Source organism: Streptomyces tropicalis (genome assembly GCF_029269835.1).
GTDB classification, from domain to species: Bacteria; Actinomycetota; Actinomycetes; order Streptomycetales; family Streptomycetaceae; genus Streptomyces; species Streptomyces tropicalis.
Window position 1 is genome coordinate 150,454 of the sequence record NZ_JARJBB010000012.1, and the last position, 22,731, is coordinate 173,184.

Below are 22,731 nucleotides of genomic sequence, written 5' to 3' on the forward strand. Positions count from 1 at the left end.
GGACGGCGCGGGTCCCGTCAGCCGTCCTGGCCGGCCGCTCCCCCGGCGGCCGGGGCCCCGAGCACGGCCATGGCCGCGTTGTGCCCCGGCACCCCGCTGACGCCGCCGCCGCGGACCGCGCCCGCGCCACAGAGCAGGACGTTGCGCTGAGCCGTCTCCACGCCCCAGCGGCCGGTGTCCTCGGAGGCGTACGGCCAGCTCAGCGCGCGGTGGAAGATGTTGCCGCCGGGCAGTCGCAGGTCCCGCTCCAGGTCCAGCGGGGTCTTGGCCTCGATGCAGGGCCGGCCGTCCGCGTCGGTCGCCAGGCAGTCGGCGAGCGGCTCGGCGAGGTGGACCTCGAGCTGCGCCAGGGTCGCCTTCAGCAGTTCCTCCCGCGCACCGTCGTTGTCGCGCGCGAAGAGCCGGGCGGGGGCGTGCAGGCCGAAGAGGGTCAGCGTCTGGTAGCCCTGCTCCACCAGGTCGGGGCCGAGGATGCTGGGGTCGGTCAGTGAGTGGCAGTAGATCTCGGACGGCGGTGCGGAGGGCAGCGCGCCGGCGGCGGCCTGCGCGTGCGCGGCGGCCAACTGCTCGTAGCCCTCGGCGATGTGGAAGGTGCCGGCGAACGCGTCGCGCGGGTCGACGGAGGTGTCCCGCAGCCGGGGCAGCCTCTTGAGCAGCATGTTCACCTTGAGCTGGGCGCCCTCGGCGGGCTGCGGGGGTGCGGCGCCGGTGAGCTCGGCCAGCGCCTGCGGCGAGGCGTTCACCAGGACGTGCCGCGCGCCGACGGTGGCCTCGGTGTCCCCGGTCCGGTAGGTCACCTCGGCGGTGTCGCCGTCGGTGGCGATGCGGACCGCCTCGTGGCCGGTGGCGAGCACGGCACCGGCCCGGCGGGCGGCGTCCGCGAGGGCGTCGGTGACGGCGCCCATGCCGCCCACGGGCACGTCCCAGTCACCGGTGCCGCCGCCGATGACGTGGTAGAGGAAGCAGCGGTTCTGCTCCAGGGAGGGGTCGTGGGCGTCGGCGAAGGTGCCGATGAGCGCGTCGGTGAGGACGACCCCGCGCACGAGGTCGTCGGCGAAGCGGTCCTCGACGGCGGCGCCGATGGGCTCCTCGAACAGGATCCGCCAGGCGTCCTCGTCGTCGACGCGGCGGCGCAGTTCCTCACGCGTGGGCAGGGGTTCGGTGAGGGTGGGGAAGACCCGGCGGGCGAGTCGGCCGGTCATGCCGTAGAAGCGCTGCCAGGACTCGTACTCGCGGTCGGATCCGGTCAGCCGGGCGAAGGCCTCGCGGGTGCGCTCCTCGCCGCGGCCGACGAGCAGTCCGGTGGCGCGGCCGGCCCGCTCCACGGGCGTGTACGAGGAGACGGTGCGGCTGCTGAGCCGGATGTCCAGGTCCAGGTCCCGCACGATCTTCTGCGGCAGCAGGCTGACCAGGTAGGAGTACCGGGACAGCCGGGCGTCCACGCCGGCGAAGGGCCGGGTGGAGATCGCGGCGCCGCCGGTGTGGTCCAGCCGTTCCAGCACCAGCACCGACCGGCCGGCGCGTGCCAGGTAGGCGGCCGCGACCAGCCCGTTGTGCCCACCGCCGACGATGACGGCGTCGTACGTCCCGTGTCCCTGAAGTGCGGTCATGGTCCTTGGTAACACGTGATGATCTAGGTCGGCCAGGGGTCGGCGGGAGCGGGTTCCGCTGCGGGCCGGCCGCCGCCCGCTCCGAACCGGGACGGCGTCAGGTCAGCGTGGACATGAAGTCCGTGCAGGCACGCGCGCAGGCCCGGCAGGACCGGGCCGTCTGCTCGGCGCCCGGGAAGCCGTCGAGGACCTGGGCGGTCTCCAGGCACACACTCCTGCACCACTCCAGCTGGACACGGACGGCGCCCTCGTCCTGGTCGTTCTGCTCGGAGAGCAACCGGCAGGTCGCGTCGCACACCTCCGCGCACAGGATGCCCTTGCGGCGGACCAGTTCCGGACGGCCGTCGCCGCCCGGATCCACCGCGCTCGCCCGCAGCGCACAGGCGCGGGCGCACTCCGAGCACGCCTGGGCGCAGGCGAATCGGTCCTCCAGGAAGCGGACGAGTTCCTGTTGCGACGTCGTCGACGGCGATGTACCCACACCGCGCGGGTTGCCGGTGCCGCGCCCCGTCAAACCCCGCCCGGACGAGGTTCCGCGACGGGCGCGGCGGTGCGCGCCGGTCCGCGGTCCGCGCGGGGTGCCCCGGGTGCGGCGGCCCGGCGGCGCCGGGATGATGGGGATGCGCGGCCGCGCATCCGGCCGGTTCGGCCGGGCCCCGAGAGGAGGCGCCGTCGGCATGTCACGCCCGTCCCGCCCGACACCGGCGCCCCCCGTCCGGGGCGGCGGGCACCCGCGGCGGCGGCGTTGACCGGCCGGGTCTCCTCCGACCGCCCGACGGCACACCTCTCCTGGATCGTCGAGCTCTATCTGCGCGGCAAGGAACTGGAGCTCATGCACCGGGCCCTGGGGTTCGCCACGCTCGCCCTGGTGACCCTGGCGCCGCTGCTGATCGTGGTCGCCGCGGCGGATCCCCTGCACCACGGCGGGTTCGCGCTGTGGCTGGTGGACGGCATGGACCTGTCCGGCCGGTCGTCGCACGTGCTGTCGGAGGTCTTCAGCCCGCCGCGCAAGGTGGTCGGCACGACCAGCGTGTGGGGCGGTGTGCTGCTCGCCTTCTTCGGCCTCTCGTTCGCCTCCAGCGTCCAGAACGGGTACGAGCGGGTGTGGCGGCTGCCCGCCGGCCCGTGGCACCGGGTGTGGCGGCAGGCCGTCTGGCTGCTCGCGCTGATGACGTACCTGTACGTGCAGGTGCAGACCCGTACCGTGCTCGCGGGCTCGTACCGGCTGGTGCTCAGCCTGGGGATCGGGGTGGTGTTCTTCTGGTGGGGTCCGCACTTCCTGCTCGGCCACCAGGTGCGGCGGCGGCTCCTCCTTCCGGGCGCCATCGCCACCATGCTGGGCCTGGTCGGCCTGCGCGCCTTCTCGTACCTGGTCTTCACACCGCTGATCGTGACGAACGCGGTGAGCTACGGCGCGGTCGGCACGGTCCTCGTGGTGGAGTCCTGGCTGGTCGGAGCCGGGTTCGTGGTCCACGGCGGCGCGCTGCTCGGGCATCTCTTCTGCGACCGGATGGGGCACCTGCTGGAACACGAGGAGAACGACGAGGGCGACGCGTACGACCACGACGCGCACGACGGCCACGACGACCACGGCGGCACCGGCGACGGCGGGCACGGCACCCCGGGCGGCGGGGCCCGCTGAGCACGCCGGGGCGCTCCCCGCGCGGCGGGCGCGTCGCCCGTCACTCCACCGGCAGCGCCTCCGGCAGGCCCAGCGCGGCCGCCACATGGCGCCATATGGGCGCGAGGGCGGCGTCGAGGGTGGCCGTCGGGTCGCGCAGCATGAGGCGGATGCCGCAGCCGTCGCTCAGGGACAGCACGAGTGGGGCCGTGGTGAGCGCGCTGCCCGTGGGGCCGCTGCGGTCCGTCGCCGTCACCGGGGCCGGCGAGGGGGGGAGGCACTGCGCCGTGGCTGACCCCGCCCGCCCCACCACCGTCCTGAACCACGTCGACGGCACGGACCGCCCCGCCGTCTCCGGTGCCACCCTGCCCCTGACCGGCCCCGCCACGGGGCTTCCGCACGGCACGGCGCCGCTGTCCGGCGCCGACGACGTGGACGCGGCCTGCCGGGCGGCGCACGCGGCCTTCGACGGCTGGTCGGCCACCACCCCGGCACAGCGGCAGACCGCGCTGCTGCGCATCGCCGACGCCCTGGAGGGGCACGCCGGGGCGCTGACCGGCGCCGAGGTGACCGACACGGGCAAACCGCGCGCCCTGTTCCTCGCGGACGAACTGCTCGCCGTCGTCGACGTGCTGCGGTACTTCGCCGGCGCGGCCCGCAACCTGCCGGGGGCCGCGGCGGCCGAGTACACCCCGGGCCGGACCTCCGTACTGCGCCGGGAGCCGGTCGGTGTGTGCGCGCAGATCACCCCCTGGAACTACCCGCTGATGATGGCGGTGTGGAAAATCGCCCCGGCGATCGCCGCGGGCAACACCGTCGTCCTGAAGCCGTCCGACACCACTCCCTCCTCGGCCGCGCTGCCGGCTGGCCGGCGAGCACCTGCCGCCCGGGGTGCTCAACCTGGTGCGCGGCGACCGCGGCACCGGCCGGCACCTCGTGGACCATCCGCTCGCCCGCATGGTCGCGGTCACCGGCAGTGTCCGCGCGGGCCGGGAGATCGCCGCCGCCACGGCCGCCGACCTCAAGCGGCTGCACCTCGAACTCGGCGGCAACGCCCCGGTGCTGATCCACGAGGACGCCGATCTGGCGGACGCCGTGGAGCAGTTGTCGTCGCTGTCCTTCTACAACGCCGGCCAGGACTGCACGGCCGCGACCAGGATCCTGGTGCACCGCCGCGTCCACGACGCCTTCCTGGATGCCTTCGCCGACCGGGCCGCGCGACTGCGGCCCGGTGCCCCCGACGAGCCCGGCGCCGACTTCGGCCCGCTCACCACCGCCGCGCAGCTCGCCTCCGTCCGCGGCCTGCTGGAACGCCTCCCGGCGCACGCCGAGGCGGTCGCCGGAGGGACGTCCCCCGACCGCCCCGGCCACTTCCACTCGGCGACGGTGGTCGCCGGAGCCCGGCAGGAGGACGAGATCGTCTCCGGGGAGATCTTCGGCCCGGTCGTCACCGTCCAGCCGTTCGGCGACGAGGCGGAGGCCCACCGCATGGCCAACGCCGTCCCGCAGGGCCTCGCCGCGAGCGTCTGGACCCGCGACCACGACCGCGCCATGCGGGCCAGCCGGGCGCTGCACACCGGCATCGTCTGGGTCAACACCCACGGCACGACGGTGTCCGAGATGCCGCACGGCGGGGTGCGGCACTCCGGCTACGGCAGCGACCTCTCCCTCACCGGGCTGCTCGACTACACCCAGGTCAAGCACGTCATGCTCTGACCGGCGCTCCGGCCGGACACCGGGCCCCGGCCGTGCCGCCCGCCCGGTGTCCGGCCGGCACCCGCCTACCGGTGGCTGCCGGCCGGGCGGCGGCCGGCTCCGGCGGCACGCGTCCAGGGCATCAGTGCCGGGACCCGCGCCCGGTAGGCGTCGTAGGCCGGTCCGAACCGTCCGGCCATCAGGGCGTCCTCGGTCCGGACCCGGGCCAGCAGCCAGGGCACGACCACGGCCAGGGCGGCCGTCCAGACCCCGAAGCCGCAGGCCAGCATGGCGCCGGCGGTCAGGCCGAGCAGGCCGGTGTATATGGGGTGGCGGACCAGGCGGTAGGGACCGTCGGTCCGCAGCTCGTGGTGCTCCCGGACGGTCGGCACACTGGCCCACATCGTGCCCAGCACCCAGCGCGCCCACAGCAGCAGTCCCGTGGAGGCGACCGCGAGCAGCCCGCCCAGGACAGCCAGCTCCGGCTGCCAGTACTGCAGGTGCCGCCAGAACCCCCGGAAGTGGCCGACGAGCAGGGAGAACGCGTAGACGCCGGCGATCAGCAGGATCCGGCGCGGCAGGCTCCGGCGCAGCCCGCGCGCCCAGTCCTGCGGGCCGGCCGCGCTCTTCAGACCGAAATAGAGTGCGCCCGCGATCCAGGCCACGAGGAAGACCGCGACGCACACGGCGACGAGAACGACGAGTGCCGAGTGCAGAGAACTCATGCCTCAAGGCTCCACCGCCCGGCGTCCCACCACCAGCACCCACGGGCCGATGGAGACGTCTCCACCCGTGGGGGGAGACGCGGTGGCTGCCCTGCGGCACGGCCTCGGGGCCTCGGTCCGGCGTGCCCCCGTCGCCGGAGCCGCCGGTCAACGCTCCGCACGCACGAACTCGCCCCACTCCTATAGGTTTTGGAACGTCCCGTGCAGGGCGGGTCCGGACCACGTGCAAGGGAACTCGTATGTCCTTCATCCACCAGACCACCATGACGCCGACCAAGCTGGAACTGCTCGCCGGCTGGCTGCCGAAGCAGAGCTGGTACGCGGGCGGTTCGGGGGCGCCGGAGCTGGTGAGGGCAGGGGGATTCCGGCTGGACGATCCGGAGGGCGAGGTCGGGATCGAGTTCATGGTCGTGGTGGACACCGGGGCCCGGGAGCCGGTGGCGTACCTGGTGCCGATGGGGTACCGCGCCGCGGCGCTGGAGGGCGTACCGGCCGATGCGCTGATCGGGACCTGCGAGCACGGTGTGCTCGGGACCCGGTGGATCTACGACGGCGTCCACGATCCGGTGGTGACGGCGCAGTTGAGCGCGCTCCTGCGGGGGGAGGCGGCGCCGCAGCACCGGAGCAGGAGCGACACGCCCGACCCGAGCGTGACCGTGCACGGTGCCGGACGGGGCGGCGGTTCCGGGGTCCTGGTCCACCGCGTCCTGCGGCCGGTGCAGGCCACGGACGAACCGTCCGGGAGCGTCGGGGCGGGGAGTGTCGGGGCGGGGAGTGTCGTGGCCGGGTGGACCTGGCCGGACGGCACGGCCGCACGGGGCGTCTTCGCCACCGACGAGGCACGGTAGGGGGCGGGCCGGGCGGCGGGGAGAGGCAGGCCCGGGTGCGGAGGCGGCTGCCCACGGCCGGCGGCGACGCCGATCCGCGACGGCGCGGCGCCGCACCGGCCACCGGCCGCGCCTCGGCACGGTCGGCGGCCGGTGCGGCGCCCGTTCCCCTGAGCGGGCGCCGCACGTGACCTTCGGTGTCACAAGGTCGATACTTCCGGTAGGAGCGCTCCGGACTCCTCGCGTCCACCCGGCCGACGGATCCGACGGCCCGTCAGGAAAGGCATCAGCCAGCGGCCGACCGCCCCGCCGCCGACCGGGTCCGGCCCTCGTGGACCACCCACTCCGGCCACCGCCCGTACAGCTTCTGACCAGCAGAAAAGCAGGCCGGGGCCCTGTCTGTCCGTCTCAGTAGGAGGTATCCATGAAGATGCTCATCAACGTCGCGGAGACCGTGGTCGCGGACGCGCTGCGCGGAATGGCGGCCGCCCACCCGGACCTCACCGTGGACGTCGAGAACCGGGTGATCGTACGGCGTGACGCGCCGGTGGCCGGGAAGGTCGCGCTGGTCTCCGGCGGCGGCTCCGGGCACGAACCCCTGCACGGCGGTTTCGTCGGTCCCGGCATGCTGTCGGCGGCCTGTCCGGGAGAGGTCTTCACCTCGCCCGTGCCCGACCAGATGCTGCGGGCGGCGGCGGCCGTGGACAGCGGTGCGGGTGTGCTCTTCATCGTGAAGAACTACACCGGTGACGTGCTCAACTTCGACATGGCGGCCGAACTCGCCGAGGACGAGGGCGTCCAGATCGCCAAGGTCCTGGTCAACGACGACGTGGCGGTCACCGACAGCCTGTACACCGCCGGGCGGCGCGGCACCGGCGCGACGCTGTTCGTGGAGAAGATCGCGGGCGCCGCCGCCGAGGAGGGCCGGCCGCTGGAGCAGGTCGAGGCGATCGGCCGCCAGGTCAACGAGAACTCCCGCACCTTCGGCGTCGCCCTGAGCGCCTGCACCACCCCGGCCAAGGGCAGCCCCACCTTCGATCTGCCCCCGGGCGAGCTGGAACTCGGCATCGGCATCCACGGCGAGCCCGGCCGGGAGCGGCGGGCGATGATGACGTCCGGCGAGATCGCCGACTTCACGGTGCACGCGCTCCTGGAGGACATGCCCCCGCGCAACCCCGTCCTGCTGCTGGTCAACGGCATGGGCGCGACACCGCTGCTGGAGTTGTACGGCTTCGGCGCGGAGGTGCACCGGGTGCTCGCCGACCGCGGCGTGGCCGTCGCCCGGACACTCGTCGGAAACTACGTCACCTCCCTGGACATGGCCGGCGTCTCGGTCACGCTGTGCCAGATCGACGAGGAACTGCTGCGGCTGTGGGACGCGCCGGTGAGGACGCCGGGGCTGCGCTGGGGAATGTGACTCCCGCGCCGTCACCGGCCCTCGCCCCGGCAGACGCCGTCCCACCTACCACGCAAGGAGATCCAGTGCTCGACGCCGACTTCTTCCGCCGTTGGATGGCGGCGACCGCCATGTCCGTCGACCGCGAGGCCGACCGTCTCACCGCGCTCGACTCACCCATCGGCGACGCCGACCACGGCATCAACATGAAGCGCGGGTTCGCGGCCGTACGGACCACCCTGGAGAAGGAGACGCCGGACACGCCGGGCGGGGTGCTCACCCTCGCCGGGAAGCAGCTGATCTCCACGGTCGGCGGGGCGTCCGGTCCGCTGTACGGAACGCTGCTGCGCCGGGCCGGGAAGGCCCTCGGGGACGCCGGCGAGGTCAGTGAGGCACAGCTCGCCGACGCGCTGCACGCCGGTCTGGACGGGGTCATGACGCTGGGTGGGGCGAAGCCGGGCGACAAGACGATGGTGGACGCACTGGTCCCCGCCGTGGAGGCGCTCTCCGCCGGTTTCGCCGCCGCCCGGACCGCGGCCGAGGAGGGCGCGGAGGCGACGACGCCCATGCTGGCCCGCAAGGGCAGGGCCAGCTATCTCGGGGAGCGCAGCATCGGGCACCAGGACCCCGGCGCCACCTCCTCGGCCCTCCTCGTGGCCGCGCTCACCGAGGCCGCGGAGGCGGCGGATGAGTGACGACAAGCTGGTCGGGATCGTGCTGGTGTCGCACAGCGCGGAGGTGGCCGAGTCGGTGGCCCGGCTCGCCCAGGGTCTGTCGGGCAGCGGCACCACGGTGCCGGTGGCCCCGGCGGGCGGCCGGACGGGCGGCGGGCTCGGCACGAGCGCCGAACTGGTGGTGGCGGCGGCCGCCTCGGTGGACCGGGGGGCGGGCGTGGCGGTGCTCACGGACCTGGGCAGTGCGGTGCTCACCGTGAAGGCGCTGCTGACGGAGGGTGACGAACTGCCGGACGGGACACGCCTGGTGGACGCCCCGTTCGTCGAGGGCGCGGTGGCCGCGGTGGTCACGGCGGCGACCGGGGCCGGTCTGGACGCGGTGGAGGCGGCGGCGGTGGAGGCGTACGGCTACCGCAAGTCGTGAGATCGCAGGGGTGTCCGGTCCGGGGCCCGTGGTGCCGTCTTCGGGACGGCGCCACGGGCCCTCTCCGTCTCCGGTCCCGGCGGTCGAGGACTCCGCCCCCGGCCGGGTCGCCGGGTCCCCGCGCGTCGGTGCCGCGGCCGGCTGCGGGCCGGGCTGCCGGACGGGAGGGGGGCGGCCGGACTCCGGAGCGGACGGTGGCGACAGGGGCGGCAGGTCGAGGGGGCCGGTGCAGCCGTCGGCGGGGAAGCGCGGGCCACCCGGCCGGGGGCGGTCCCCCGGGCGGCATAGAGCGACCGTAGGATCGCCTCCATGCCCCATAGGAATACCGATGGCCGGTCCGGGTCGCCGGCGCCTCTCGACCTGTCCCTGCTGCGGACCTTCCTGGCCGTGCACCGCGCCGGTTCGTTCACGGCCGCGGCCCGGCTGCTCGGGCTCGCGCAGCCGACCGTGACCGCGCAGATGCGGACCCTGGAGGTGCAGCTCGGGCGGGAGCTGTTCGAGCGCGGGTCCCGGGGCGTGACGCCCACGCCGGTGGCGGACCAGCTGGCCGGGCGGGTCGCGGCGCCGCTGGACGCGCTCGCCGCCGTCGCCAACCCCGGCGGCCTCGGCGCCGACCAGCCGCCGGAGCCGGTGCATCTGGCCGGTCCGGCGGAGCTGTTGTGCACGCGGGCGCTGCCCGCGCTGGCGCCGCTCGTCGAGCAGGGCGTGCGGCTGCGGGTCGGCACCGGACTCACCGACGACCTGCTGGCCGAGCTGCGGGCCGGTCACCACGACCTGGTGATCGCCACCGCCCGGCCGCGCGGGCGCACGCTGAGCTGGGTACCACTGATGGACGAGGACTTCGTCCTGGTGGCGGCGCCCTCGTGGGCGGAGCGCATCGATCACGCCCGGCTCGGCGTCGAGGGGCCCGCCGCGCTCGCCGGGGCGCCCCTGGTCACCTACGCCGAGGACCTGCCGATCGCCCGCCGCTACTGGCGGCACGTCTTCGGCACCCGGCTGACCGGGCAGGCCGCGATCACCGTGCCGGACCTGCGCGGCGTGCTGTCCGCCGTGGCCGCGGGGGCGGGCGTCACGGTGCTCCCGCGCTACCTGTGCCGGGCCGAACTGGCCTCCGGCACGCTGGTGCCGCTGCTCTCGCCGGACGACCCCCCGATCAACACCGCCTACCTCGCCCAGCGTCCGGGGGTCCCGGAGCATCCGCATCTCGCCCTCGTCCGGGAACGGCTGCTCCAGGCCGCACGCACCTGGTGAGACCTGCGCCGACCGGCTCCCGCCGCCGGTGCGTCAGGCCGGGTCGGAGCCGGGCAGTTCGGCGAACTCCGCCAGCGCGTGCCGCAACCACTGCGTCCAGAAGGTCTCCAGGTCGATGCCGGCCCGCAGCACCAGGTGACGCAGCCGGTCCTGGGGGCCGTCCCTGCCGGGCGGGAAGTCGCGCTCCTCGATCTCGCGGTACTCCGCCAGTTGCTCCTCGTGCAGCTCCAGATGGCGCCGGAGGTCCTCCTCCAGGCCCTCCGTGCCGACGACGGCGGCGGCTCGGAGCCGCAGCAGCAGGGCGTTGCGCTGCGGCTTCGGCTCCTGCGCGGCCGCGGTCCAGCGGGCCAGTTCGGCACGGCCCGCGGGCAGCACCTCGTAGCTCTTGCGCTGGCCGCGGGCCGGCTGCTCGGGGGGCAGGGCGCGGATCAGTCCCTCTGCCTCCAGCCGCCCCAGCTCGCGGTAGATCTGCTGGTGCGTCGCCGACCAGAAGTAGCCGATCGACCGGTCGAAGCGGCGCGTCAGATCGAGCCCCGACGACGGCTTCTCGAGCAGGGCGGTGAGGATCGCGTGCGGGAGTGACATGGGGTCATCCTAGGGACGGGCCGTGCGGGACCGGCCCGCGCGGCCCGCCCTCCACTAGAGCGCCGCCGCCAGCTCCGTGCCCTGCTTGATGGCACGCTTGGCGTCCAGTTCGGCGGCCACGTCCGCCCCGCCGATGAGGTGCGCGGCGCGTCCGGCGGCGACCAGCTCGTCGTACAGGTCCCGGCGCGGGTCCTGTCCGGTGCACAGGACGACGGTGTCGACCTCCAGCACGGTTCCGTCGCCGTCGACGGTGATGTGCAGGCCCGCGTCGTCGATCCGGTCGTACCGCACGCCCGGCACCATGGTCACCCCGCGGTGCTTCAGTTCGGTGCGGTGGATCCAGCCGGTGGTCCTGCCGAGGCCCGCGCCGACCTTGCTGGTCTTGCGCTGGAGCAGGTGCACGGTGCGCGGCGGGGCGGGGCGCTCGGGGGCGGCGAGGCCGCCGGGCGCGCGGTAGTCCATGTCGACGCCCCAGGCGCGGAAGTACGCCGCCGGGTCCTCGTGCGCCTTGTCGCCGCCGTCGGTGAGGTACTCGGCGACGTCGAAGCCGATGCCGCCGGCGCCGAGGATCGCCACGCGCTCGCCGACGGGGGCGCCGTCGCGCAGCACGTCCAGGTAGCCGACGACGCTGGGGTGGTCGATGCCGGGGATGTCGGGGGTGCGCGGGGTGACGCCGGTGGCCACCACGACGTCGTCGAAGCCGCCGAGGTCGCCGGCGGCGACCCGCTCGCCGAGCCGTACGTCCACACCGTGCTGCTCCAGCTGGTGGCGGAAGTAGCGCAGCGTCTCGTCGAACTCCTGCTTGCCGGGCACCTTGCGGGCGACGTTGAGCTGGCCGCCGATCTCGGCCGCCGCGTCGAACAGGGTGACCGCGTGGCCGCGCTCGGCGGCGGACACCGCGCAGGCGAGGCCGGCGGGTCCGGCGCCGACGACGGCGATCCGCTTGCGCAGCCGGGTCGGGGACAGCACCAGTTCGGTCTCGTGGCAGGCGCGCGGGTTGACCAGGCAGGAGGTGATCTGCCCGCTGAAGGTGTGGTCGAGGCAGGCCTGGTTGCAGCCGATGCAGGTGTTGATGGCCTCGGAGCGGCCGTCGGCGGCCTTGGCGACGAAGTCGGGGTCGGCGAGCATCGGGCGGGCCATCGACACCATGTCGGCGTGCCCGTCGGCGAGCAGCTGCTCGGCGAGTTCGGGGGTGTTGATGCGGTTGGTGGTGACGAGGGGGATGCCGACCGCGCCCATGAGCTTCTTGGTGACCCAGGTGTAGGCGCCGCGCGGCACGGAGGTGGCGATGGTGGGGATGCGGGCCTCGTGCCAGCCGATGCCGGTGTTGATGAGGGTGGCCCCGGCGGCCTCGACGGCGCGGGCGAGCGTGACCACCTCCTCCAGGGACGAGCCGCCCGGGACGAGGTCCAGCATCGACAGCCGGTAGATGACGATGAAGTTCTCGCCGACGGCCTCGCGCACCCGGCGCACGATCTCGACCGGGAAGCGCATCCGGTTCTCGTAGGAGCCGCCCCAGCGGTCGGTGCGCCGGTTGGTCTGCCCGGCGATGAACTCGTTGACGAGGTAGCCCTCGGAGCCCATGATCTCGACGCCGTCGTAGCCGGCCTGCTGGGCGAGGCGGGCGGTGCGGGCGTAGTCCCCGATGGTGCGCTCGACGTCGGCGTCGGACAGCTCCCGCGGCACGAAGGGGCTGATCGGCGCCTGCAGGGGGCTCGGCGCGACCAGCTCCTCGTGGTAGGCGTAGCGGCCGAAGTGCAGGATCTGGAGGGCGATCCGGCCGCCCTCGCGGTGCACGGCGGCGGTGACGGGCTCGTGCTGGGCGGCCTCCTCCTCGGTGGTGAGCCTGGCGCCGCCCGGGTAGGGGCGACCCTCGTCGTTGGGGGCGATGCCGCCGGTGACGATGAGGCCCACTCCGCCGCGGGCGCGGGCGGCGTAGAACGCGGCCATGCGCTCGAATCCGCGCTCGGCCTCCTCCAGTCCGACGTGCATGGAGCCCATCAGGACGCGGTTGGGAAGAGTGGTGAAGCCCAGGTCCAGCGGGCTCAGCAGATGCGGGTAACGGCTCATCGGGCCCCTCCGTGCACAGGTGTCGTCCCTGTAGTTGTAGAGGACTGGGAGCTCGTTATGCAACTTGTTGCACAAACAGAGGGCGAAGACGCCCACCGCCCGCCCGGGCCGCCGCGCCCGCGGTCGGCGGTCAGCGGTTCTCGAGCCGGACGTGCAGCTCGCGTTCCTGGTCGCCGGAGACCGTGGTCAGGTCCTGGACGGCGAACAGGGAGTTCAGGGTGATGCGGAACCGGTCGATCGCCCAGTAGCCGCCCTGGACGTCGGCGACGACGGCGGCGTCGAGGTGGGCGGGTGTCCCGCCGCCCCGGTGCGCGTCCGCCACGTCGAAGGTGCCGAGCCAGACGGTCGGGCGCACCTCGTGGAAGTCCCGGGGCACGTCCTCGGCGCACCGGTCGGACGAGAAGCAGGCGCACAGGCTGTCGAACACGACCCGGGCGTCCTCCTTGGTGCACCCGCTCAGCTCCACCGAGACGGGCTCCGGGTGCGGTCGCTCGCTGTCCATCGTGATCGCTCCTCTCGTGGCGTCGCCGCGGTACCACGGGGGCTCCCCGCGGAACCGCAGCAAAGCACCCCCTCCCAGGAGAGCACCAGCGGCGCCGGCGCACATCCTCGGGCCCGGTCGGGGAATCCGGAATGTACGGGACCGCCGTCGGCAGGGGTACAGGGGCGGCCCGCTCGCCGTACCCTGTCCCCCCGGCCAGGTCCGGGGGGACGGCGGCCGATGTGTTGAGGGATGGTGGAGGGAGGCGCCGGACCGTCTCGGAGACGGGCGCGGGCGCTGTAGAACAGGGTGGGTCGGCACCGGGGACGGTGGACCGCGTGGACGGGCGAAGGCGGTGCGTGGGATGACTGCAGCCGGGGCTCCCTTGGCCGAGGGCGAGGAGCCGGTGCGCGGGCCGGTGCGGGGGCCGGTGCGGGCGAGCGGGCTGCTCGACGTGCTGGGCGTCGCCTCCGTGGTCCTCGACGCGCAGGGGCGCATCGTGCTGTGGAGCCCGCAGGCCGAGGAGCTGTTCGGCTACACCGCGCGCGAGGCGCTGGGCGAGTTCGCGGCCCGGATCATGGTCCACGAGCAGTACCTCGACCTGGTCGTGAAGCTGTTCGCCGATGTGCTCACCACCGGCGAGGGCTGGGCGGGCGCCTTCCCGATCCGGCGCAAGGACGGCACCACCCGGTTGGTGGAGTTCCGCAACATGCGGCTGCTGGACGACCACGGCGACATCTACGCGCTGGGGCTCGCCGCGGACCAGTCGACCGTGCAGCGCCTGGAGCGGGACGTCGCGCTGTCGACCCGGATCGTCTCGCAGTCGCCGATCGGGCTGGCCGTTCTCGACACCGGCCTGCGGTTCGTGTCGGTGAACCCGGCCATGGAGCGGATCGACGGCATACCGGCCGCCGAGCACCTGGGGCGAACGGTCCACGAGGTGCTCCCGCAGTGGGACGCCGACGCACTGGAGGACGCGGTGCGGGGCGTACTGGAGACCGGACTGCCGCTCGTCGACCTGTCGAGCGTGGGCCGCACCCCGGCCGACCCGGACGAGGACCACGCCTGGTCGCTGTCCCTGTACCGCCTGGAGGACGCGCTCGGCCGGGTGCTCGGGGTGGCCGCGTCGGTCGTGGACACCACCGTGCAGTACCGCGCGGGCATCGAGACGGAGGCCGCGCGCCGCCGCCTGGCGCTGATCGCGGACGCCTCGGCACGCATCGGCACCACCCTCGACCTGGACCGCACCGCACTGGAGCTCGCCGACGTCGCCGTGCCCGAGCTGGCCGACGTCGCCGCGGTGGACCTGCTGGAGGCGGTCGTGAGCGGCCGCCGCACCAGCCTGGGCCCCGCGGAGGCCGCGGTCATCCGGGCGCTGGCCGTGAAGGCGGACGACGCCCCGGACGCGCTGGCGGCCGCCGACCCGCCGGGCCGGATCGCCCGCTACGGACCCGACCGGCTGGTCACGGAGTGCGTGCGCAGCGCGCAGCCGGTGCTGGTGGAGCAGGTGAAGGACGAGGACCTGCCGAGGATCGCCCGGTCCCCGGAGGCGGCCGTGCTGCTGGACCGCGCGGGCGTGCACTCCTACCTGGCGGTACCGCTGATCGCGCGCGGAGAGGTGCTGGGCGCCCTGGACCTCAAACGCACCCGCAATCCGCTGCCGTTCAGTGCGGACGACGTGCTGCTGGCACGGGAGCTGGCGGCCCGCGCGGCCGTCCAGATCGACAACGCCCGCTGGTACCAGAACGCCCGCGACACCGCCCTCACCCTGCAGCGCAGCCTGCTGCCCAGCCATCCGTCCGTCACCGGCGGCCTGGAGGTCGCCTCCCGCTACCAGCCCGCGGGGGCGACGATCGAGGTGGGCGGCGACTGGTTCGACGTGATCCCGCTGGAGGACGAGAAGACGGCGCTGGTCGTGGGCGACGTCATGGGCAGCGGGATCGACGCGGCCGCCGCGATGGGCCGGCTGCGCACCGCGACGAACACGCTGGCGGTCCTCGACCTGGACCCGGCGCGGGTGCTCGAACACCTCGACCGGATCACCGACCAGCTGGACCAGGCCATCGCCACCTGCCTCTACGTCGTCCACGACCCCCGGCGTCGGCAGTGCCGCATCGCGAACGCCGGGCACCTGCCGGCCGCCCGCGTCCGGCTGGGCCGCCCGCCGGAGCTGCTGGACCTGCCCACCGGGGCCCCGCTCGGGGTGGGCGGGGTGGAGTTCTCCACCACCACCGTCGACCTCGAACCGGGCGACCAGCTGATCCTGTACACGGACGGGCTGGTCGAGACCCGCCACCAGCCGCTGGACGAGCGCCTCGCGGAGCTGCTGGCCCTGCTCGACGACCCGGCGCGTGCGCTGGAGGAGGTCTGCGACCTGCTGCTGCGGACCCTGCACCAGCCGGACAACCACGACGACGTGGCGCTGCTCATCGCCCGCGCGCAGGCACTGGACTAGTGCCCGGGGCGGTCGGGCCCCGGGCGTGCCCGGCCGGCCGTGGGCCGGGACGGCGTGCCGCTCACCGTCGGCCGGGCAGCTCCCCGATCACCACGGTGGCGTGCAGCTCCTCCGACACGGCGAGGCGCGGGTGGAGTCCGGCCCGGCGGAGCGCCTCCAGCGCGGCCGGTGCCTGCCGTTCGCTCGTCTCGGACAGGAGCCGCCCGCCGCGGGCGAGCCACCGCGGCGCGTCGGCGGTGACGCGGCGCAGCACGTCGAGGCCGTCGGATCCGCCGTCCAGGGCGACCAGGGGTTCGTGGTCGCGTGCCTCGGCGGGCAGGAGGCCGACCTCGCCGGTGGGCACGTAGGGGACGTTGGCGGCGAGCACGTCGATCCGGCCGCGCAGGGCGGGCGGGAGCGCGTCGAAGAGGTCGCCGGTGTGCACCTGTCCGGCGAAGGGGGCCACGTTGCGCCGGGCGCAGCGGACCGCGGCCGGGTCGATGTCGGCGGCGTGCAGTTCCGCGGGGTCGAGCGCGTCGGCCAGCGCGGCCCCGACCGCGCCGGAGCCGCAGCACAGGTCGACCACCACGGCACGCTCCGGCGCCGCGGCCACGGCCTGCTCGACCAGGAACTCGGTGCGGCGCCGGGGCACGAAGACGTCCGGTTCGACGCTGATGCGCAGGCCGTGGAAGCGGGCCCAGCCGACGACCTGCTCCAGGGGCAGTCCGGCGGCGCGCCGGCGGACCAGTTCGGCGGTCTCGTCCGCCGTCCGGGCGGTGGCGAGGATCAGGTCGGCCTCGTCCTCGGCGAAGACGCAGCCCGCGGCGCGCAGCGCGGCGGCGACGTCGGCCCGCGGCGCCGGGGAGGCGGGCACCACGGGCGGGAGCGAGGAGGGGGAACGGGAGCCGTCCGGGGACGAGGGGACGTCGGCGGACGAGGGCGGCGGAGAAGACAGAGGGGGCATGGAGGCCGGGAGCCTTTCGGAGAGCCGTGGGGCGCTCCCGCGGTCACCTGGGACCGGTGGGTCGCCTAGGCCCGGCGACCCGCGCCGTCCCGGGACGGGAGCACCCGCGCTGACACAGCGGTAATGGGGCTCACCTCCTCGGCACCGCGTCCGGCCGCGACGGTCGCGACGGGACGGCCACCCTACCCCAACGATCAGACGCCCACGCTCTCTTCGAGCTCCTCCTCCTCGGCGGCCGCGCGGGCGGTATCGTCCCGGTCGGTGTCGCCGGCGTTCCCGGTGCGACCGCCGTCGTCGCCGTGACCCGTGCGGTCGGCGCGGTCCGGGCGGGCGGGCAGGGCCCGGGCGGTGGCCCGCTCGGACAGCGCGGCGACCGCGGTGACGGCGAGTCCGGCGACCAGCCAGCCCACCAGCGTCCACACGTCGCGGCCGAGGCCGTCGCCGGAGAAGTACAGCAGGCTGCGCGCGCCCTCGACGAAGCCCGCACCGTTCCAGAAGGCATGCAGGGTGCCGAAGAAGCCGTTCTGCAGCTCGGGGCGGAACAGGCCGCCGGAGCTGGTGAAGTTCAGCATCACGAACAGCACCATCATGGTGAGCGTGGTCCAGCGCTTCAGGAAGGTGTGCAGTCCCACGCCGATCAGGAGGATGCCCGCGGAGTAGGTCCAGGCCATGCCCCACACGCCCGCGAGGTCGTGGTGGGCCAGGTGGAAGACGGGTCCGGCGAGCAGTGCGCCGATGCCGCCCACCGCGGCGGACACGCCGAGGGCGAGCAGCGCGCGGACGCGCATGGGCAGCGCGGCGCCGGCGGCGCCCAGCGCGGCCACGGAGGCGTAGGAGCCGATGCTGACCGCGATCAGCAGGAAGAACAGGCCCTGGCCGGTCGGGTCGTCGGAGACCGGACGCGCCACGTCGGTCACCTTCAGCGGCACGCCCTGCTGCTCGGCGACGGGCGTGAAGACCTTCTCGACGGCGGTGGCGCCCATGTCGGACCCGGCGCTGGCGACCAGCAGCTCCGGTGTCCTGGCGCCGGGCACGTAGGCGCCGGTGATGTCGCGGGACTTCAGCAGGTCCACGGCTTCGGAGCGGGTGGCGACGGTGCGGACGTCCAGCTTGTCGCCGGCCCGGTCCTTGACCGTCTGGGCGAGCACCTTGGTCCGCGGGCCCTCGCCGACGACCGCGACGGGCAGATGGTGCGGCTCCGGGGTCACGAAGGCGCCCATGTACGCGAGCCCCATGCCCAGGCACATCAGCAGCGGGGTGATCAGGTGGGTGAGCACATGGCGCAGCGCCGGTGACCTCATCGCTCACGACCTCCAAAGGGTGGTATTTACAACTCTCACTTCGGTTGTACTATACAACCAGAATCATGAGGGAGGCATTCCGTGACAGCAGCCCAGGGGCCGGAAGAGACCGGGATCACGCGCGCGGCGGCGGACGGGGAGACCGCCGTGGAGACGATCCAGCGCGAGATGACGGCCTTCGCGCGCCGGGCCCGCGCCTCCGCGGGCCGCATGCACCCCGAGCTCTCCCTCGTGTCGTTCTCGCTGCTCGGGCACCTGGAGGACCTGGGCGGCTGCCGCGCCACCGACCTGGCGGCGCACTACGCGCTGGACAAGTCCACGGTCAGCCGCCAGGTGTCGGCACTGGAGCGTGCCGAGCTGATCGAGCGGCGGCTGGACCCGGAGGACCACCGGGTCCAGGTGCTGCATCTGACGGACGCGGGCCGGCGGATCCTCGCCCAGGTCACCGAGAGCCGCCGGGCGGCCTTCCGGGAGCGGCTGGCCGACTGGTCGGCCGAGGACCTTGAGCGGTTCGCGGCCTACCTCACCCGGTACAACGGCTGGAACAGGTGACACCGCACCGCCGCCACGGGCCGGCCGGGGGCGTGCGGGGCGTCGCGGCCCGCCCTTCGGCCTCCCTCGGATCCCCGCGTCACGACGGGACCCGGACGGCCGGCTCCTCGGTGCGGCCCTCCGCCAGGTGCTGCGGGGCGCGAGCCCCGAGGAAGGCGGTGCGGCGGCGGAGCCGGAAGCCGAGGGACTCGTAGAGCCGGATGGCGCCCGAGTTCGCGGCGCCGGTGTGCAGGAACGGGGTCTCGCCGCGGGCGCGGATGCCGTGGGCCACAGCGAGGATCAGCCGCGAGGCCAGGCCCTCGCCGCGCACGGAGGGGGCCGTGCACACCGCGCTGATCTCGGTCCAGCCCGGCGGGTGCAGCCGCTCCCCCGCCATGGCGACCAGCTCGCCGTCCCGCCGGATCCCCAGGTACGTGCCCAGCTCGACGGTGCGGGGCAGGAACGGGCCGGGCCGGGTGCGGGAGACCAGGTCGAGCATCTCGGGCACGTCGGCCGGCCCCAGCTCCACCGCCTCGGGGTCGGGTGCGGCGGCCAGGCCGTCGTCGACGTACTGCACGCCCTCGATCCGGAAGGTGATCTCCCAGTCGTCCGGCACCCGGCCCCGGTAGCCCAGCAGCGGCACCTCGGCGCCGGGCCCGGCGAGGGCGGCGGCGTCCGCCCAGTCGCGGGTGTCGGGCTCGTCGGGCAGCGCCTGCCAGGGAGTGACGTCGGCCGGGTAGCGCAGGATCCGTCCGCGCCGCTCCGCGAAGTGCGCATGGGGTCCGGTCAGTGCGGCCAGGGCGGGACGGTCCAGGACGTGACCGCTCCCGCTCCCGGTTCCGCGGCCCTCCGGAGCGACGTGCGTCGTCGGCATGGCTCCCACTCCCCTGGTCTCCTTCGCTGTCGCCGGCCGGCCGGTCACGGCCACCGGAACCGGTCCACCAGCCCCAAGGTGGATCACGGCGCGCCTATTCCCGGAGGCGGCGGGAATTCAGGCGGCCGTCACACGCCGAGCCGGGGCGCGGAGCGGCCCCGCGCCCCGGCTCGGCGGCCCGCGGGCGGGGGGGGAGGCGCCCGACCACGTACGGTGGGACCGCGCCGGGAGTCGACCCGTGACGGCCGGCGCGTCCGAACCGCTCGACCGGCGGGCCGCCCCCGCGCGGCGGCCTGGAGGCACCATCGCCATGAACGTCACCCGAGGATTCACCGGGCGCCCCAGTATGGACGGCCCGGGCCTGCCTCCCGGGCAGTACGACGCCGGGGACGCCTGGCCCGTGCTGTCCGCCGAGGTCACGCCCGGGATCGCGCCCGCCGACTGGACCTTCCGTGTCGACGGACTCGTGGCCGAGCCCGGTACCTGGGACTGGGAGCAGGTCGGACGGCTGCCGCAGTCGGAGTACGCGGGCGACATCCACTGCGTGACGGGCTGGTCGAGGTTCGGCACGCGCTTCAGCGGGGTGTCCCTGGACGTCTTCCTGGACGCGGTGCGCCCCGACGCCGCGGCCACCCATGCGGTCGCGTACGCGCACACCGGGTACACGGCGAACCTCCCGCTGGCCGACCTGACCGGCGGGCGCGCCTGGATCGCGCTGGCCCACGACGGTGAGCCGCTGCCCGCGGAGCACGGCGGCCCGGCGCGGCTGCTGGTGCCGCACCTCTACTTCTGGAAGAGCGCCAAGTGGATCGCCGGACTGCGGATCCTCGACCACGACGAACCGGGCTTCTGGGAGCAGAACGGCTACCACGCCCGCGGCAACCCCTGGCAGGAGCAGCGGTACTCCGGTGACTGAGACCTTCGTACCCCCCACCCGTTTCGCCGTGCCGGGCCGCATCGCCGTCGCCGGGCAAGCGGCGGCCGCCTGGCAGACCGCCACCGTCGCCGAGATCCGCCGGGAGACCCCGCGGGCGGCCACGTTCCGGCTCGCGGTGCCCGCGTGGGCGGGGCATCTGCCCGGGCAGCACCTTCAGCTGCGGCTGACCGCAGCGGACGGCTACACGGCCCAGCGGCACTACTCGATCGCGTCCGCGCCGGACGCCTCCGGGCACATCGAGGTGACCCTGGACCACGTCGAGGGCGGCGAGGTCTCCGGCTGGTTCCACACCGCCGCCCGGCCCGGCGACCGGGTCGAGGTGCGCGGCCCGGTCAGCGGCTTCTTCGCCTGGCCCGGCGACCGGCCCGCGCTGCTGATCGGCGCGGGCTCCGGCGTCGTCCCGCTGATGTCGATGGTGCGGCACCACCGGAGGCGGCGGCTGACCGTGCCCCTGCGGCTGCTGGTGTCCGCGCGCAGCCCCCGGGAGCTGATCTATGCGCAGGAGTTCGGCGCGGAGACCACCCCGGTCTTCACCCGCAGCGCACCGCCCGGCACACCGGTGGGACGCCTCGCGGCCGCGCACCTGGCGCCGCTGACCGCCGAACCGCCGGCGGACGGCTGGGAGGCGTACGTGTGCGGCTCGAACGCCTTCGCCGAGCACGCGTCGCGGCTGCTGGTCGCGGCGGGCCAGCCGGTGGACCGGATCCGCATCGAGCGCTTCGGCTGACGGCCGCCCCGGTGCGCCCCGCGGGGCCGCGGGTACGCGCGGGGCCGCCTGGCGGGGTGTCGTGCCGCCGCCGTACGGTGTCGTCCACCGCAGCGTCCGTCCCTGGAAGCGCGCCCGCGCGCGGGGCTCCGGGCACGCTCGCGCGGGGCGCATCGCCCGGAACCCGCACGGAGCGTTCACCCGGCCGGCGGGCGGGCGGACGGTCCGCCGCCGGGGCCCTCCGGCGGCCGGCGGGCCACGACCAGGCGCGCACGGGGCGTGCCGTCGTCGCGCCGGCCGAACCCGGCGAGGGGCCGCAGCTCCACCCGGAAGCCGGCCCGCTCCAGCTCCCTGAGCACGCCCCCGAGGTACATCGTGCGGTAGTACATGACGAACGGCGGCCGCCACAGGGCGTTGCGCACCCGCATGACGGTGTCGAAGCCGAGCAGCGTCCAGAAGGCCGGGGAGGCCGGGCGGGGCGGGGCGAGGACCGGGAGGGCGAACAGGCCGCCCGGTCTCAGTACGCCCTGCACCTGGGCGAAGAGGCCGGGCAGCTCGCGCGGCAGGAAGTGCCCGAGGGCGCCGAAGCTCACCACCAGGTCGAACGCGCTGCGGAACGGCAGGGCCCGGGCGTCCGCCCGCACCCACGAGGTCCGCACCCCGGCCGGTGCGCAGGCCGGACCGCTCGGCACCGCGGCGGCCGGTCCGCCGTCGGCACCGGTGGGCGGCACGGCGGGCGGGGCGCCGTGCGTCCGGGAGCGGGCGACGGCGAGCATGCCGGCGCTGAAGTCGAGCCCCGTGGCGCCGGTCCGGCACAGCCGGGCCGTCACCTCGGTCCCGGCTCCGGTCCCGCAGCACAGGTCGAGCCCCTCGTCGAACGGGCCCTCCTCGGCCAGTGCCGCGGCGACGGCGTCGAGGACGCGGCGGGACGTGCGGAAGGGGGTGCGGTCGAACTTCGGCGCGAGCAGGTCGTAGCCGTGCTCGACGGACGACAGCGCCTGGACGGCGAGTTCGCGCAGGCTGGGGCCACCGGGTGCGAACATCACGGCCGCCCCGCGGCCGGGCGCCGGGCGAGGACGTCCCGGGCCCGCTCGCACCAGCGGAGGTTCTCCCGCTCGAACGCGATGCCCGCCAGGAGCGTGAGATACGGGCCGACGCGCTCGGCGTCCCGCAGGTACTCCTCCTCGCCCCGGCCGCCCAGGAGCCGCTCGCGCACCCGCTCGTAGCGGTCGAGCTTGCCCCGCGCCCAGGTCATGCGCTCCTCGATCATCGCGGCGGAGGCGGCGGGATCGGCGCCGTCCACGGCCTGGATCTTGACGAGGAGTTCGTCGCGGACGGCGGTGGGACGCCGGGGCGGCTCGGCGGCGAACCGGGCCAGCTCGCTCCGGCCGGCCTCGGTGAGCGTGAACATCCTCTTGTTCGGGCGGCGTTGCTGCTCCACCACCCGCGCCTCGGCCAGCCCCTCCTGGGACAGGCGCTCCAGCTCCCGGTACAGCTGCTGCGGCGTGGCCGGCCAGAAGTTCGCCAGGGACACGTCGAAGATCTTCGACAGCTCGTAACCGGACGCCTCTCCTTCGAGGAGGGCCGCCAGCACGGCGTACTTGAGCGACATGTGGACACGGTAG

General features: G+C 74.8%; 22 protein-coding genes and 1 pseudogene. 11 read left to right on the forward strand and 12 right to left on the reverse strand.

All coding sequences use genetic code 11. From position 1 onward, the window contains the following. Positions 1-17: 17 nt before the first annotated feature. Together P3H78_RS22580 and P3H78_RS22585 are read right to left on the reverse strand one after the other, a co-directional pair. Positions 18-1,610, reverse strand: coding sequence for a phytoene desaturase family protein (locus P3H78_RS22580; RefSeq protein WP_276110916.1), 1,593 nt, complete (start codon positions 1,608-1,610; stop codon positions 18-20). Between the two features lie 97 nt (positions 1,611-1,707). Next, positions 1,708-2,091, reverse strand: coding sequence for a four-helix bundle copper-binding protein (locus tag P3H78_RS22585; protein WP_276110917.1), 384 nt, complete (start codon positions 2,089-2,091; stop codon positions 1,708-1,710). Positions 2,092-2,355: 264 nt separating this feature from the next. Between P3H78_RS22585 and P3H78_RS22590 the strand changes: the two genes are divergently transcribed. Continuing rightward, entirely contained in the window at positions 2,356-3,252 is an 897-nt protein-coding gene (locus P3H78_RS22590) for a ribonuclease BN (protein ID WP_438828015.1), read from the forward strand. Between the two features lie 40 nt (positions 3,253-3,292). On the opposite strand, the gene P3H78_RS22595 is transcribed toward P3H78_RS22590, so the two are convergent. Beyond that, on the reverse strand, positions 3,293-3,487 hold the full coding sequence (locus tag P3H78_RS22595) for a hypothetical protein (protein ID WP_276110918.1): 195 nt from the start codon (positions 3,485-3,487) through the stop codon (positions 3,293-3,295). A gap of 31 nt (positions 3,488-3,518) precedes the next feature. On the opposite strand from P3H78_RS22595, the pseudogene P3H78_RS22600 reads away from it, so the two are divergent. Further along, positions 3,519-4,947 (forward strand): annotated as a pseudogene (locus P3H78_RS22600) (aldehyde dehydrogenase family protein). A gap of 65 nt (positions 4,948-5,012) precedes the next feature. On the opposite strand, the gene P3H78_RS22605 reads toward P3H78_RS22600, so the two are convergent. Then, positions 5,013-5,651, reverse strand: coding sequence for a methyltransferase family protein (locus tag P3H78_RS22605; protein WP_276110919.1), 639 nt, complete (start codon positions 5,649-5,651; stop codon positions 5,013-5,015). A 239-nt stretch (positions 5,652-5,890) separates the two neighbouring features. Between P3H78_RS22605 and P3H78_RS22610 the strand changes: the two genes are divergently transcribed. The 5 genes from P3H78_RS22610 to P3H78_RS22630 all read left to right on the forward strand — a co-directional run bounded on the left by P3H78_RS22610 (position 5,891) and on the right by P3H78_RS22630 (position 10,223). Further along, on the forward strand, positions 5,891-6,499 hold the full coding sequence (locus P3H78_RS22610) for a maltokinase N-terminal cap-like domain-containing protein (protein ID WP_276110920.1): 609 nt from the start codon (positions 5,891-5,893) through the stop codon (positions 6,497-6,499). A 403-nt stretch (positions 6,500-6,902) separates the two neighbouring features. Further along, positions 6,903-7,895, forward strand: a complete 993-nt coding sequence (dhaK, locus tag P3H78_RS22615; protein ID WP_276110922.1) for a dihydroxyacetone kinase subunit DhaK — start codon at positions 6,903-6,905, stop codon at positions 7,893-7,895. Between the two features lie 65 nt (positions 7,896-7,960). Beyond that, positions 7,961-8,569, forward strand: a complete 609-nt coding sequence (gene dhaL / locus P3H78_RS22620; protein WP_276110923.1) for a dihydroxyacetone kinase subunit DhaL — start codon at positions 7,961-7,963, stop codon at positions 8,567-8,569. Then, positions 8,562-8,972, forward strand: coding sequence for a PTS-dependent dihydroxyacetone kinase phosphotransferase subunit DhaM (locus P3H78_RS22625; protein WP_276110924.1), 411 nt, complete (start codon positions 8,562-8,564; stop codon positions 8,970-8,972). Before dhaL ends, P3H78_RS22625 begins: the two co-directional genes overlap by 8 nt. Positions 8,973-9,281: 309 nt before the next feature. Then, positions 9,282-10,223, forward strand: a complete 942-nt coding sequence (locus tag P3H78_RS22630) for a LysR family transcriptional regulator (RefSeq protein WP_276110925.1) — start codon at positions 9,282-9,284, stop codon at positions 10,221-10,223. Between the two features lie 33 nt (positions 10,224-10,256). Here P3H78_RS22630 and P3H78_RS22635 read toward each other — a convergent pair whose 3' ends face one another. The 3 genes from P3H78_RS22635 to P3H78_RS22645 all read right to left on the reverse strand — a co-directional run bounded on the left by P3H78_RS22635 (position 10,257) and on the right by P3H78_RS22645 (position 13,380). Continuing rightward, the gene (locus P3H78_RS22635; RefSeq protein ID WP_276110926.1) at positions 10,257-10,808 is read right to left on the reverse strand and encodes a PadR family transcriptional regulator; all 552 of its coding nucleotides are present in this window, start codon (positions 10,806-10,808) and stop codon (positions 10,257-10,259) included. A 54-nt stretch (positions 10,809-10,862) separates the two neighbouring features. Then, positions 10,863-12,878: an NADPH-dependent 2,4-dienoyl-CoA reductase gene (locus P3H78_RS22640; protein ID WP_276110927.1), complete on the reverse strand. Its 2,016-nt coding sequence runs from the start codon at positions 12,876-12,878 to the stop codon at positions 10,863-10,865. Positions 12,879-13,008: 130 nt separating this feature from the next. Next, positions 13,009-13,380, reverse strand: coding sequence for a hypothetical protein (locus P3H78_RS22645; RefSeq protein ID WP_276110928.1), 372 nt, complete (start codon positions 13,378-13,380; stop codon positions 13,009-13,011). Between the two features lie 343 nt (positions 13,381-13,723). Between P3H78_RS22645 and P3H78_RS22650 the strand changes: the two genes are divergently transcribed. After that, positions 13,724-15,814, forward strand: coding sequence for a SpoIIE family protein phosphatase (locus P3H78_RS22650; protein ID WP_276110929.1), 2,091 nt, complete (start codon positions 13,724-13,726; stop codon positions 15,812-15,814). Between the two features lie 61 nt (positions 15,815-15,875). Here the strand turns inward: P3H78_RS22650 and P3H78_RS22655 are convergent, their stop codons facing one another. Further along, positions 15,876-16,757 carry a putative protein N(5)-glutamine methyltransferase gene (locus P3H78_RS22655; RefSeq protein WP_276110930.1) on the reverse strand — a complete coding sequence of 294 codons (882 nt, stop codon included), beginning with the start codon at positions 16,755-16,757 and terminating at the stop codon, positions 15,876-15,878. A 194-nt stretch (positions 16,758-16,951) separates the two neighbouring features. Then, a complete protein-coding gene (locus tag P3H78_RS22660) occupies positions 16,952-18,058 on the reverse strand; it encodes an ABC-2 transporter permease (protein WP_276110931.1) in 1,107 nt (368 codons plus the stop codon). An 81-nt stretch (positions 18,059-18,139) separates the two neighbouring features. Here P3H78_RS22660 and P3H78_RS22665 point away from each other — a divergent pair, with 81 nt between their 5' ends. Then, positions 18,140-18,610, forward strand: a complete 471-nt coding sequence (locus tag P3H78_RS22665) for a MarR family winged helix-turn-helix transcriptional regulator (RefSeq protein WP_438828016.1) — start codon at positions 18,140-18,142, stop codon at positions 18,608-18,610. Between the two features lie 79 nt (positions 18,611-18,689). Here P3H78_RS22665 and P3H78_RS22670 read toward each other — a convergent pair whose 3' ends face one another. Continuing rightward, positions 18,690-19,463: a GNAT family N-acetyltransferase gene (locus P3H78_RS22670; protein WP_276110932.1), complete on the reverse strand. Its 774-nt coding sequence runs from the start codon at positions 19,461-19,463 to the stop codon at positions 18,690-18,692. Positions 19,464-19,773: 310 nt separating this feature from the next. Between P3H78_RS22670 and P3H78_RS22675 the strand changes: the two genes are divergently transcribed. Next, positions 19,774-20,379, forward strand: coding sequence for a sulfite oxidase-like oxidoreductase (locus P3H78_RS22675; protein ID WP_276110954.1), 606 nt, complete (start codon positions 19,774-19,776; stop codon positions 20,377-20,379). Next, positions 20,372-21,127: a ferredoxin reductase gene (locus P3H78_RS22680; protein WP_276110933.1), complete on the forward strand. Its 756-nt coding sequence runs from the start codon at positions 20,372-20,374 to the stop codon at positions 21,125-21,127. Before P3H78_RS22675 ends, P3H78_RS22680 begins: the two co-directional genes overlap by 8 nt. A 176-nt stretch (positions 21,128-21,303) precedes the next feature. On the opposite strand, the gene P3H78_RS22685 is transcribed toward P3H78_RS22680, so the two are convergent. Together P3H78_RS22685 and P3H78_RS22690 are read right to left on the reverse strand one after the other, a co-directional pair. Further along, complete coding sequence (locus P3H78_RS22685) at positions 21,304-22,149, reverse strand: class I SAM-dependent methyltransferase (protein WP_276110934.1); 846 nt, start codon at positions 22,147-22,149, stop codon at positions 21,304-21,306. Further along, positions 22,149-22,718 carry a PadR family transcriptional regulator gene (locus tag P3H78_RS22690; RefSeq protein ID WP_276110935.1) on the reverse strand — a complete coding sequence of 190 codons (570 nt, stop codon included), beginning with the start codon at positions 22,716-22,718 and terminating at the stop codon, positions 22,149-22,151. The genes P3H78_RS22685 and P3H78_RS22690 overlap by 1 nt, the downstream gene beginning before the upstream one ends. Between the last annotated feature and the right edge of the window lie 13 nt (positions 22,719-22,731).